We start from the raw sequence: 12,194 nt of genomic DNA on the forward strand, positions 1-12,194 counted from the left end.
TCCACCTCTTGACTCATCTGTATATACAGGAATATACAAGGGCCTTCGTCATGCGGGAGTGCTGACGAACGCCGTCGACCGGCATGTGATTCAGCCCCGCCACCTCACCCGGAACCCGGCGTTCCCAAGGAGGACCTGTTTTGTCCACCGACACCACGTCCCTGCAACGCGGACTCAAGTCCCGGCACATACGCTTCATCGCCCTGGGTTCCGCCATCGGGACCGGCCTGTTCTACGGCTCCTCGGAGTCCATCAAGGCGGCGGGGCCCGCCGTCCTGCTGGCCTATCTGATCGGTGGCGCCGCGGTCTTCCTCGTCCTGCGCTCGCTGGGCGAGATGGCGGTGAGCAGCCCGTGCGCCGGATCCTTCGGCGAATACGCCACAAAGTACCTCGGACCGCTGCCGGGTTTCCTCACCGGCTGGACGTACGCCCTCGAAATGGTCTTCGTCTGTCTCGCGGACATCACGGCGCTCGGCGTCTACATGAGCTTCTGGTTCCCGGACGTGCCACGGTGGATCTGGCTCCTCGCGGCCGTCGGCATCATCGGCGCGATGAACCTGTTCAGCGTCAAGGTCTTCGGTGAGCTGGAGTTCTGGCTCTCCTTCGCCAAGGTCGTCGCCATCATCGCGATGATCCTCGCCGGCCTTGCGATCATCGTCTTCGGCTTCGGCGGCAACGGCGACGCGGGCGTCTCGAACCTGTGGAGCAACGGCGGGTTCATGCCCAACGACGTCCGGGGCCTGGTCCTGTCCTTCGCCGTGGTGATGTTCGCCTTCGGTGGCACGGAGATCATCGGCGTCACCGCCGGCGAGGCGCAGAACCCGGAGAAGACCATTCCGAGCGCCGTGAACTCCATCCCGATCCGCATCGTGCTCTTCTACGTGCTGACGCTCGCGGTCCTCATGTCGCTCAACCCGTGGGAGCACATCGGCGCGAAGGGCAGCCCGTTCGTCGAGATCTTCGCCGGCATCGGCGTCGCCTCCGCGGCCACCGTGCTGAACGTCGTGGTCATCATCGCGGCCCTGTCCGCGATCAACAGCAACATCTTCGCCGCCGGACGCATCATGTACGGCATGGCCGAGCGCAACCAGGCGCCGTCCGTCATGCGCCGCCTGTCCCGCAACGGCGTGCCGTGGATGACCGTCGTCATCATGATCGGCGCACTCCTCTTCGGCGTGCTCCTGAACTACCTCATGCCCGAGCGGGTGTTCCTCGTCATCGCCTCGATCGCGACCTTCGCCACGGTGTGGGTCTGGCTGATGATCCTGCTGTCCCAGGTCAGCGCGCGCCGCAGGATGTCCGCGCAGGAGGTCGCCGCGCTGAAGTACCCGGCGCCGTTCTGGCCCTACGGCCAGATCATCACCATCACCTTCATGGTCTGCGTCGTGGTGCTCCTCGCGTTCTCGGACAGCACCCGGATCGCGCTGGTCGTCGGCGGGGTGTGGCTGGCCCTGATGACGTGCGTGTACTACCTCTGGCTGCGCCCCCGGGCCCGCCGGGCGGCAGCGGCCGACACCGCACCGCAGGTCCCGTACGAGAACGAGTCCGCCGAAGGCCGGGAGCCCTCGGACGAGGATGACGCCAGGGCCGGGACGGAGCCCGTGCACCAGCGATAACGGCGACAGAAAGGGCCGGCGGAACCGCGAGAGCGACGGTTCCGCCGGCCCTTTCTGCGTGAGGCGGAGGCCGCCGCCGAGCCCGTGATCAGGGCGAGATCCCGCTGCATGCGCAACTGTCTGGGATCCCAGACAGTAACCCTCCGCAGCCACTGACGAAGACGTTCCGTTTTCGGGCTTCATGGAGTCATGAACGAAACCTTCGTAGGGGTCGGCCCCCTCTCCGTCGCCGATGTCGTGTCCGTCGCCCGGCACGGGGCCCGCGTGACCCTCACCCACGAAGCCCTGGGCGAGATAGCCCAGAGCCGCAAGGTGGTCGAGAACCTCGCCAACGACGTCGTGCCCCACTACGGCGTCTCCACGGGCTTCGGTGCCCTGGCCACCCGCCACATCCCGCTGGAGCTGCGCGCGCAGCTCCAGCGCAGCCTCGTGCGCTCGCACGCCGCCGGCTCCGGCGCCGAGGTCGAGCGCGAGGTCGTCCGCGCCCTCATGCTCCTGCGTCTGTCGACGCTCGCCACCGGCCGCACCGGTGTGCGCCCCGACACCGCCCAGGCCTACGCCGACCTGCTCAACGCCGGCATCACCCCGGTCGTCCACGAGTACGGCTCGCTCGGCTGCTCCGGCGACCTCGCGCCGCTCGCCCACTGCGCCCTCGCCGTCATGGGCGAGGGCCAGGTGCGTGACGCGAAGGGCGACCTGATGCCCGCCGCGGACGCGCTCGCCGCCGCCGGCCTCTCCCCCGTCACGCTGCACGAGAAGGAGGGCCTGGCCCTCATCAACGGCACCGACGGCATGCTCGGCCAACTCGTCATGGCCGCGCACGACTTGCAGATGCTGCTGCGCACCGCCGACATCGCCGCCGCCATGAGCGTCGAGGGCCAGCTCGGCACGGACGCCGTGTTCGCCGCCGACCTCCAGGCCCTGCGCCCGCACCCGGGCCAGGGTTCGAGTGCCGCCAACCTCACCGCCCTTCTGAAGGGTTCGGAGATCGTCGCGAGCCACCGCGGTCCGGAGTGCACTCGGGTCCAGGACGCGTACTCGTTGCGCTGCACCCCGCAGGTCCACGGCGCCGCCCGCGACACGCTGGCGCACGCCGAGACGGTCGCCGCGCGTGAGCTGGCCAGCGCCATCGACAACCCCGTCGTCACGCCGGACGGCCGCGTCGAGTCCAACGGCAACTTCCACGGCGCGCCCGTGGCCTGTGTCCTGGACTTCCTGGCCATCTCCGTCGCCGACGTGGCCTCCGTCAGTGAGCGGCGTACCGACCGCTTCCTCGACGTCGCGCGCAACCACGGCCTGAACGCGTTCCTCGCCGACGACCCGGGCGTGGACTCCGGCCACATGATCGCCCAGTACACCCAGGCGGGCATCGTCTCCGAGCTCAAGCGCCTCGCCGCGCCCGCCTCGGTCGACTCCATCCCCTCCAGCGCCATGCAGGAGGACCACGTCTCCATGGGGTGGGCCGCGGCCCGCAAGCTGCGCCGCGCCATCGACGGCCTGACCCGCGTGGTCGCCGTCGAGATCCTCACCGCGGCCCGCGCGCTCGACCTCCGTGGCCCCCTGGCCCCGGCGCCCGCCACGGCGGCCGTCCTGGCCGGACTGCGCCGCGATGTCGAGGGCCCCGGCACCGACCGGTACCTCGCTCCCGAGATCGAGGCCGCCGTGCAGTTCGTGGCCACCGGCGGCGCCCTCGCGGCCGCCGAGTCGGTGACCGGCCCGCTGGGCTGAACCGATCGGGCCCGGTCCTTGTAACCGTTCGCACCTGGTTCCCGTGACCGTTCGGGCCTGGTCCGAGTAAGCCGAACTCCCGCCGCCGGTCCGTCCGGCGGCGGGAGTTCGGCTTCTGCGTGAGGCGTACGCGCACGCGCACTGCTTCTAGGTGAGGTGTCCCGCCGTCCGCGTATGCGCCTGGGCGTCGGCCACCCCGCCGATGCGCCGGCTCAGTTGGTTCGCCGTGCGGGTCACCTGCGCGGCGATCCGCCGCTGTTGCTCGGCCCCGACCTCGTCGCCGGGAAAGGTGACCGCCACACCGGCGACAGGGTGTGCGCCGTGGTCGAGGACGGCGGCCGCCACGGACGCGAAGCCGGGCGTCACCTCGCCGTCCTCCGTGGCGTACCCGCGTCGGCGTGCTTCCACGAGGAGTTGGCGCAGCGCGGTCAGCGAACCGGGACCGGACTCGTTGAGCAGGACGAAGGCCGACGCGTCGGGGAACAGGGCCCGCACCTGCGCCTGCGGCAGCCGGGCCAGGACCGCCCGGCCGCTGGCGGTGAGGTGGGCCGGCAGCCGCACCCCCACCTCGGTCACCAGGGGCGAACGTCCGGGCGCCCGTTCCTCGATCACGTAGATGACCTCGCGGCCATGGAGTACAGCGAGGTGCGCGTTGTGGCCCGTGCTGTCGACGAGCTTCGCCAGCGGCACACGTGCCAGGCGCTGGAAGGGCGCCTGCCTGCTGTATCCGGAGGCGAGTTCGAAGGCGCCGACGCCCAGTCCGTAGCGTCGCTCCTCCAGCAGGTGCACGACGAAGCCCTCGCGCGCCAGGGTGTCGAGCAGGTGGTACGTCGTCGAACGGGGAAGCCCGACGTCACGGCTGATCGCCGCGGCGGGAACGGGCCCTGCCTGGCCCGCGAGATAGCGGAGGATGGCCAGCACCTGGGCGGCGGCGGGAACGGGAGACATACCGGGAGGTTACGTCCGCCCGTCGGTCCCGCCACGGACCACCCGTACGAAGTCTGGGATACGAGACGCAATGCGAGCGGCGGCCCTGGCACCGCCCACGGCATCTGGTGCTTGATGGAAGCCCCCGGTGCTGACGCGCGACGGAACGCCGTCCGCACCGGGGCACTCACTCATCCGCTGCCCGGCCGTGTGCCCACGGATCACGCCGCGCCGCCAGGACCTGGCCGCAGCATCCACGGAGAGATTCACATGCCAGTCCCCCAGCCCCTCGCCGAAGCCGGTCGCGCAGGTGCCGAACTGCCCGGCGCCTCCACGCTCATCACGAACATCGGCGCCCTGGTCACCAACGACGCCACGCGCGGGACGGGGCCGCTCGGCCTGATCACCGACACCGCGCTGGTCATCTCCGGCACCGACGGCGCCTGGGTGGGCCCTGGAGCAGAGGCGCCCGCGACCGACCGCAGCTTCGACGCCCAGGGCCGGGCGGCCGGTCCCGGGTGCGTCGACTCGCACTCCTGGCGCACCGGCCGGACCGCCTGAGAAATGCCACGCGCCGCCCCGTACGCGCGCCACCCCCGTTCGACCACCGCCCTCCCGAGACACGACGTCACAAACGAGGAAGCCACACGATGGGTGACACACCCGCCAATCCGCCTGCCGGCGTCTACAGCAGCGTCCGTCAGCTGCGTGCCGACGCCTGGAGCTCACTGACCGAACTCGCGCGCCGGTGGGCGTCCGACACCTCGAGCGCGGCCCGCCGGCAGGCGACGCAGGAGCGGCTGGACGAACTCTTCCGTCAGTTGCTGCCGATCGAGAACTGCTGGGCCTTCCCCGGCAGGTCCGCCTTCACGGAGCTGCGCCGCCTGCGCACGGCCGAGGACCGGTACGGCCTGGCCCGGCGCACGGAGGAGCTGCATCGCGCCCTGGGCACGGAGTCGTACCGCAGCGCGACACCCCGCAAGGCCGAACCGACCGCTCCGGCCGGGGAGGAACCGCTTCCGGGCGGGACGACGCCCAAGCCGTACTTCGAGGTCCTCGTCGTCGGCGAACTGACCGCGGCGGAGGAGGAGGCGTTGCGCATCTCGCTGCGCGGCCGGCGCCGCGCCGAGGACGAGTTCGTGTACGAGATCGTCGTCGCGCCCAGCTTCGAGGACGCGGTGATGGCGGTCCTGGTCAACCCCGGCCTTCAAGCCGTGGTCATCCACCGGAGGTTCGCCGACCGTTCCCCGTACGACCTGAGTGTCGTCGCGGGTCTCGTCGAAGAGCCGCAGGCCGACCCGTCGACGCAGGACGGGCCCTACGAGCAGCGGGCGCAGGCACTCGGTGCGCGGCTGCTCGAACTGCGACCCGAGATGGACCTCTATCTCATGACCGACGGCTCGGTGGAGCGGATCGCCGGTGTGCTCAGCAGCGGATTCGCCCGGGTCTTCCACGCGCGCGAAGGGCTGCTCGAACTCCACCTGTCGATTCTGCACGGCGTCCGCGAACGCTTCCGCGCACCGTTCTTCACCGCGCTCAGAGCGCACAGCAGACGTCCGACGGGTGTCTTCCACGCGCTGCCCATCTCCCGTGGAACATCGCTGCTGACCTCGCACTGGATCCCCGAGATGGTCGAGTTCTACGGGCTGAACATCTTCCTCGCCGAGACGTCCGCCACCTCGGGCGGCCTCGACTCCTTGCTGGAGCCGACGGGCCCGCTGCGGGAGGCCCAGGACCTCGCCGCGAAGACGTTCGGAGCGCGCCAGTCGTACTTCGTCACCAACGGCACTTCCACGGCCAACAAGGTGGTCGTACAGGCCCTGGTGCGGCCGGGCGACATCGTCCTGGTGGACCGCAACTGCCACAAGTCCCACCACTACGGGCTGATGCTCGCGGGCGCCCAGGTGGTCTACCTCGACGCCTATCCCCTGGACCGCTACGGCATGTACGGCGCCGTGCCGGTGAAGGAGATCAAGCGCAAGCTGCTGGAGCTGCGGCGGGCCGGTCTCCTCGACCGCGTCAAGATGCTGATGCTGACCAACTGCACCTTCGACGGCATCGTGTACAACCCGACGCGGGTGATGGAGGAGTGCCTGGCGCTCAAGCCCGATCTGGCGTTCCTGTGGGACGAGGCGTGGTTCGCCTTCGCCCGCTTCCACCCGGTCTACCGCCGGCGCACCGCCATGGCGGCGGCCCGCACGCTCACGGAGGGCCTGCGCGGCCAGGAGCTCGCCGAGCGATACGCCCTACAGCAGCAGGAGTTGGGCGACGACCCCGACGACGAGACACTCCTCGACCGCCGACTCGTCCCCGACCCCGCCGAGGCCCGGATCCGGGTGTACGCCACACAGTCGACGCACAAGACGCTCACGTCGCTGCGCCAGGGCTCCATGATCCACGTCTTCGACCAGGACTTCAGCCACCGCACGGCGGAGACGTTCCGCGAGGCGTACATGACGCACACCTCCACCTCCCCCAACTACCAGATCCTCGCCTCCCTCGACCTGGGCCGAAGACAGGCCGCGCTGGAGGGGTTCGAACTGGTGCAGAAGCAGCTCGAACAGGCAGGGGTACTGCGCGACGCGATCGACCAACACCCCGTGCTCAGCCGGTACTTGCGCTTCCTGACGACGCCCGACCTGATCCCTGGCGAGTTCCGGGCCTCCGGCGTGGAACAGCCGTTGCGGACGGGCCTGGCGCGGATGTCGACCGCGTGGGAGGACGACGAGTTCGTGCTCGACCCGACCCGGGCGACCCTGCACATCGGCCTCACGGGCATCGACGGGGACACGTTCAAGCACGAGCACCTGATGGACCGCTACGGGGTGCAGGTCAACAAGAGCACCCGCAACACGCTGCTGTTCATGACGAACATCGGCACCACCCGCAGCGCCGTCGCCTACCTCATCGAGGTACTCCTCAAGATCGTCGAGGAACTGGAGGACCGCAAGGACGAGTTGGGCCCGCCGGCGCTGCGCCGGCAAGACGCCGACACTGCCCGGGACACCGTCGTCGCCCTGCCCAACTTCAGCTCCTTCCATCCCGCCTTCCGACCGGGAGGCCGTACGCCCGAGGGGGACATCCGCCGGGCCTTCTACCTGGCCTACGACGAGACCCAGTGCGAGTACCTGTCCGCGGACGAGGTCACCGAGGCCATGACCGGTGGCCGGGACGTCGTCTCGGCCACCTTCGTGACGCCGTACCCGCCCGGATTCCCCGTGCTGGTCCCCGGTCAGGTCGTCAACGACGCCGTACTGGACTACATGCGGGCTCTCGACACCCGGGAGATCCACGGATACCGGCCGGAGACCGGCTACCGCGTGTTCACCGAGCAGGCACTGAAGGAGCAGCAAACGCTCCTGGAGTCCGCCAACGGGGCCTGGGCGGCCACCTGATCGGTCCGGTCCGGTGCCGGAGCGTCCTCCTTGCCTCCTTGCCTCCTTGCCGCGCTTCGACGAGGGCGATGGGCGCGCGGGGCCAAGGCCGATCCCTCGACACGAGGTTACCGACCGCTTAGTATCCGCAGGCAGCGTAGGCAACCCTCGCGTATCCCACGACAGACAGTCGCCGGCCGTCAGCCCTGGCAATCAGCGCGGACGGCCACGACGGAGAGGCCGCCCATGAACGGCGCGCAGTCGCTGATCCGAACTCTCGTCCGTACCGGTGTCGACGTGTGCTTCGCCAACCCCGGCACATCGGAGATGCACTTCGTCGCCGCGCTCGACGCCGTACCCGAAATGCGGGGCGTGCTCGGCCTGTTCGAGGGTGCCGTCACCGGGGCCGCCGACGGATACGCGCGTATCGCAGGGAAGCCGGCCGCCACGCTGCTGCATCTGGGCCCCGGCCTCGGCAACGGGCTGGCCAATCTCCACAACGCGCGGCGAGCCCACACCCCCGTCGTGAACGTGGTGGGTGACCACGCCACCCATCACAAGAAGTACGACGCTCCGCTGGAGTCCGACATCGATCCGGTGGCCGGTTCGGTGAGCGGCTGGGTGCGGCGCAGCGACCGGGTCGCCGAGGTCGGGGCCGACGCCGCGGCCGCGGTGGCGGCCTCGACGGAGGCGCCGGGACAGGTCGCGACGCTGATCCTGCCCGCCGACGCGTCCTGGGACGAGGGCGGTCAGGTCGCCGAACCACTGCCCTCGCCCGCCCCCGCGGCCCCCGACCCGCAGACGGTGTCGTCCATCGCCGACATCCTGCGCAGCGGCGAACCCGCCGCGCTGCTGATCGGCGGTCCGGCCTGCCGCGAGCCCGGCCTCCTCGCGACCAGCCGGATCGCGAACGCCACCGGCGTGCGCGCACTGGCGGAGACCTTCCCCGCCCGACTGGAGCGCGGCGCGGGCCTGCCCGCCATCGAGCGCCTCCGCTACCTCGCCGAGCAGGCCGTCCGCCAACTCGACGGCGTCAAGCACCTGATCGTGGCGGGCACCCGTTCCCCGGTGTCGTTCTTCGCCTACCCCGGTAAGCCGAGCGACCTGGTACCGGAGGGCGCCCAGGTGCACACCCTCGCCGATCCGTCCCAGGACGTGGTGGCCGCCCTGGAGGCGCTGGCCGAGCAGGTGGCCGCGGACACGCCCCCGACCCTGGCCGAGCCCGCCCTCCCGTCGCTCCCGAGCGGCCCCCTCACCGCGAACAACTGGGCCGAAGTCGTCGGCGCCCTGCTGCCCGCCGGCGCGATCATCTCGGACGAGGCGAACACCTCCGGCGCGGCCCTGCCGGCGGCGACGGCCGGCGCGCCCCGGCACGACGTCCTCACGCTGACCGGCGGCGCCATCGGGCAGGGCATCCCGGTGGCCACCGGTGCTGCGATCGCGGCACCGGACCGGCCGGTCGTCAACCTGGAGGCCGACGGCAGCGCGATGTACACGATCTCGGCCCTGTGGACCCAGGCACGCGAGAACCTCGACGTCACCACCGTCATCCTGAACAACAGCGCCTACGCCGTACTGCGTCTCGAAATGCTCCGGGTCGGCGCCGACCTCTCGGGCCCTGCCGCGAAGACACTGCTCGACCTCTCCTCGCCCGACCTGAACTTCGCCAAGATCGCGGAAGGGATGGGTGTCCCGTCGTCACGGGCGACCAGCTGCGAGGAACTCGCCGAGCAGCTCCGCCGCGCGTTCGCGGAACCGGGCCCCCATCTGATCGACGCCGTGGTCCCGCCTCACCTGTAGGGCTACTCGGGCAGGGGCCGGTCCTGCACCACGTTCTTCATGACGAGGGTGGAGGTCAGGCGCTGCACGCCGGGCAGCTGGGCCAGTTGCCGGTCGTAGAGCTGCTGGTAGGCGGCGAGGTCCGCGGTGGCCACGCGCAGCAGGTAATCCGGATCACCGAAGAGGCGTTGCGCCTGGATGACGTGAGGGATCGCGGTCACGGCCTCCTCGAAGGCGGTGACGGTGTCGCGGTTCTCCCAGCGCAGGGTGGCGAAGACAAGGGCTTCGAAATCCAGGCCGACGGCCGCAGGGTCGACGACGGCGCGATAGCCGCGGATGGCGCCCTCACGTTCGAGGTCCCGCAACCGACGATGGCAGGGCGAGACGCTCAGCTGCACGCGGGCGGCCAGCTCGGTGATGGTCAGGCGGCCGTCCAGCTGCAGCTCGGTAAGAATTTTCCGGTCCATGGCGTCCATGGAGAAGATTCTCCCCCAGATCGCGCGATCATGGAGTAAAGGCAGAAACACTTTCGGACACATCGCACCTAATCTTCCCTCTCAAGCACGGAAAGCGAGAGGGATCGACTGATGGACACGACAACGGTGGCGGCATTTCTGGCGGTCGATCTTCTGCTGGTGTTCACACCGGGCGCGGACTGGGCCTACGCGATCTCGGCCGGCCTTCGGGACCGGTCGGTCGTCCCGGCGGTCACCGGGCTGATAGCCGGATACGTGGGCTACACGTTGCTCGCCGCCGTGGGGCTGGTGGCGATCGTGGCGAGTTCGGCGACCGTCCTCACCACGCTCACCATCTCCGGCGCCGTCTATCTGATGTGGCTGGGCTGGGGCGTTCTGCGCAGGCCGGCGGCGCTGGGCGCGTCCACCGAGCCGATGGCCACCTCACGCGGGCAGATCATGCTCAAGGGCGCCGGGATCAGCGGGCTCAACCCCAAGGCGCTGCTGCTGTACTTCTCGCTGTTCCCGCAGTTCGTCCACCCCGCGGACGGCTGGCCGGTCGCCGCGCAGACGGGGCTGCTCAGCGCACTCCACATGACGGCGTGCGGCGTCGTCTACCTCTCGGTCGGTGTTCTCGCCCGTACCGTCCTGAGGACCCGGCCTTCGGCAGCCCGGGCCGTCACCCGCGCCTCCGGCGCCATGATGATCGTCATCGGCGGCTTCCTTCTGGCCGAACGCCTGGCCGTCTGACGAAGGCGGCCTCACAGCGCTCACCCACAGAACCCGATGTCCGACGAAGGAGAACACGTGGAAGGCAACGAGCAGCAGGAACAGGCGAGCACCGAGGTGCGGGAGCGCGTGCGGGCCAGCTTCGACCGACAGGGACTGATGGCCCACCTCGGTGCGCGGCTCACGCGCATCGCACCGGGCGTCGTGCACATCGTGCTCCCGGCCCGGCCCGAAGTGACCCAGCAGCACGGCTACTTCCACGCCGGTGCCACCAGTTCCGTCGCCGACAGCGCCGGCGGCTACGCGGCCTTCACGCTGTTCCCCGAGAACACCGAGGTGCTCACGGTCGAATACAAGATCAACCTGCTCGCACCCGCCCTCGGGAACCACCTCGAGGCCGTGGGAACCGTCCTCAAGGCCGGACGGACCCTGACCGTGTGCCAACTGGAGGTTTTCGCGGCCCAGGACGACGGCACCCGCAAGCTCGTGGCCAACGGGCAGCAGACACTGATCCGGGTGAACAGGGCCGAGCGGTGAGTGGTGGCGCCCTGGCCACTCCCTCTCATCGAGCGTTCCCTCTACCTCAACTTTAGGGTGAGACTTCGGCATCCCTCCCTTGCCGGCTACGGGGGTCATGTCCACGCCCCACTGCCCGGCAAGGCGGGCACCCGTGGGGCCCGGCCGGGCCCAAGAGCTCCTGGCGGCGACCGCCCGGGCGATGTCCTCGCAGGTCGCGTGCAGGCCCCGGCTACACCCCAAGACCTCGCCGGGCGCCGCGCGCCGACCCACCGGGCGGAGAGCCTCCGGCGCGTCAGGAATTCGTCGACTCGCTGCCCTGACACATGAGTTGGACCCGCGGCCAGGGCCACGGGCCATGGTCAGATGGCGTCGCGCACGGCCCGTTCGAAGCCCTCGACATGCGCGCGGGCGATCTGGGCCGCCGCATCCGGCTCACCGGCGACGATCGCGTCGATCAGGGGTCCGTGCTCCTCGACGTGGCCGGCCATGTCGGCGAGCCGGTCGATGAACAGGCACCAGATCCGCGTGGCCAGGTTGTCGTGCCGGATGAGGGTGTCTTCCAGGTACGGATTGTGCGTGGCGGCGTACACGGCACGGTGGACCTTGAGGTCCAGGTGCATCAGCTCGGCCGCGTCGCCGTGCCGGGGATCCACGCCTGCCAGCTCACGCCGCACGGCCGCCAGGGCCGCACGATCCTCGGCCGTGGCCCGCCTCGCCGCACGGGCGGCGGCCAAGGGCTCGAGTTCCAGGCGGACTTCGGAGATATGGGCGAGGTCGGTGATGTTCACTTCGGTCGCGAAGGTGCCGCGCCTGGGGTAGGTCGTGACGAGGCGCTCGTACTGGAGCCGCTTGAGAGCCTCGCGCACCGGAGTGCGGCCGACCCCGAGGGACTGGGCGAGCTGGTCCTCGTTGATGGGCGCGCCCGGGCGAATGTCGAGCATCACGAGCTGGTCGCGGATGGCGCGGTAGGCGCGCTCGGCGAGCGACAGCTCCTCGCCACCGACCGTCGGCTCGGTCGCCACGTGCTGCATGAGGCCCCCTTGACCCGTCCATCGAGGTCCCATACC

10 protein-coding genes are annotated in these 12,194 nt (G+C 70.2%); 7 read left to right on the forward strand and 3 right to left on the reverse strand.

Going from position 1 to position 12,194, the window contains the following annotated elements:
• Nucleotides 1-140: 140 nt before the first annotated feature.
• Entirely contained in the window at nucleotides 141-1,616 is a 1,476-nt protein-coding gene (locus tag LGI35_RS04815; protein WP_227292651.1) for an amino acid permease, read from the forward strand.
• Between the two features lie 189 nt (nucleotides 1,617-1,805).
• Complete coding sequence (hutH, locus tag LGI35_RS04820; RefSeq protein ID WP_227292652.1) at nucleotides 1,806-3,344, forward strand: histidine ammonia-lyase; 1,539 nt, start codon at nucleotides 1,806-1,808, stop codon at nucleotides 3,342-3,344.
• A gap of 147 nt (nucleotides 3,345-3,491) precedes the next feature.
• On the opposite strand, the gene LGI35_RS04825 is transcribed toward hutH, so the two are convergent.
• The gene (locus LGI35_RS04825) at nucleotides 3,492-4,292 is read right to left on the reverse strand and encodes an IclR family transcriptional regulator (protein WP_227292653.1); all 801 of its coding nucleotides are present in this window, start codon (nucleotides 4,290-4,292) and stop codon (nucleotides 3,492-3,494) included.
• A 249-nt stretch (nucleotides 4,293-4,541) separates the two neighbouring features.
• Here LGI35_RS04825 and LGI35_RS04830 point away from each other — a divergent pair, with 249 nt between their 5' ends.
• The 3 genes from LGI35_RS04830 to LGI35_RS04840 all read left to right on the forward strand — a co-directional run bounded on the left by LGI35_RS04830 (nucleotide 4,542) and on the right by LGI35_RS04840 (nucleotide 9,445).
• A complete protein-coding gene (locus LGI35_RS04830) occupies nucleotides 4,542-4,832 on the forward strand; it encodes a hypothetical protein (RefSeq protein WP_376693958.1) in 291 nt (96 codons plus the stop codon).
• Between the two features lie 89 nt (nucleotides 4,833-4,921).
• Entirely contained in the window at nucleotides 4,922-7,666 is a 2,745-nt protein-coding gene (locus LGI35_RS04835) for an aminotransferase class I/II-fold pyridoxal phosphate-dependent enzyme (RefSeq protein WP_227292654.1), read from the forward strand.
• A 225-nt stretch (nucleotides 7,667-7,891) separates the two neighbouring features.
• Nucleotides 7,892-9,445: an acetolactate synthase large subunit gene (locus tag LGI35_RS04840; RefSeq protein WP_227292655.1), complete on the forward strand. Its 1,554-nt coding sequence runs from the start codon at nucleotides 7,892-7,894 to the stop codon at nucleotides 9,443-9,445.
• Between the two features lie 2 nt (nucleotides 9,446-9,447).
• On the opposite strand, the gene LGI35_RS04845 is transcribed toward LGI35_RS04840, so the two are convergent.
• The gene (locus LGI35_RS04845) at nucleotides 9,448-9,900 is read right to left on the reverse strand and encodes an Lrp/AsnC family transcriptional regulator (protein WP_227292656.1); all 453 of its coding nucleotides are present in this window, start codon (nucleotides 9,898-9,900) and stop codon (nucleotides 9,448-9,450) included.
• Between the two features lie 111 nt (nucleotides 9,901-10,011).
• Here LGI35_RS04845 and LGI35_RS04850 point away from each other — a divergent pair, with 111 nt between their 5' ends.
• The gene (locus tag LGI35_RS04850; protein WP_227292657.1) at nucleotides 10,012-10,629 is read left to right on the forward strand and encodes a LysE family translocator; all 618 of its coding nucleotides are present in this window, start codon (nucleotides 10,012-10,014) and stop codon (nucleotides 10,627-10,629) included.
• Nucleotides 10,630-10,665: 36 nt separating this feature from the next.
• Nucleotides 10,666-11,145 carry a PaaI family thioesterase gene (locus LGI35_RS04855; protein WP_227292658.1) on the forward strand — a complete coding sequence of 160 codons (480 nt, stop codon included), beginning with the start codon at nucleotides 10,666-10,668 and terminating at the stop codon, nucleotides 11,143-11,145.
• A 341-nt stretch (nucleotides 11,146-11,486) separates the two neighbouring features.
• Here the strand turns inward: LGI35_RS04855 and LGI35_RS04860 are convergent, their stop codons facing one another.
• Nucleotides 11,487-12,158 carry a GntR family transcriptional regulator gene (locus LGI35_RS04860; RefSeq protein WP_227292659.1) on the reverse strand — a complete coding sequence of 224 codons (672 nt, stop codon included), beginning with the start codon at nucleotides 12,156-12,158 and terminating at the stop codon, nucleotides 11,487-11,489.
• Nucleotides 12,159-12,194 lie beyond the last annotated feature (36 nt).

The sequence above is a fragment of the Streptomyces longhuiensis genome, from assembly GCF_020616555.1.
GTDB lineage: Bacteria > Actinomycetota > Actinomycetes > Streptomycetales > Streptomycetaceae > Streptomyces > Streptomyces longhuiensis.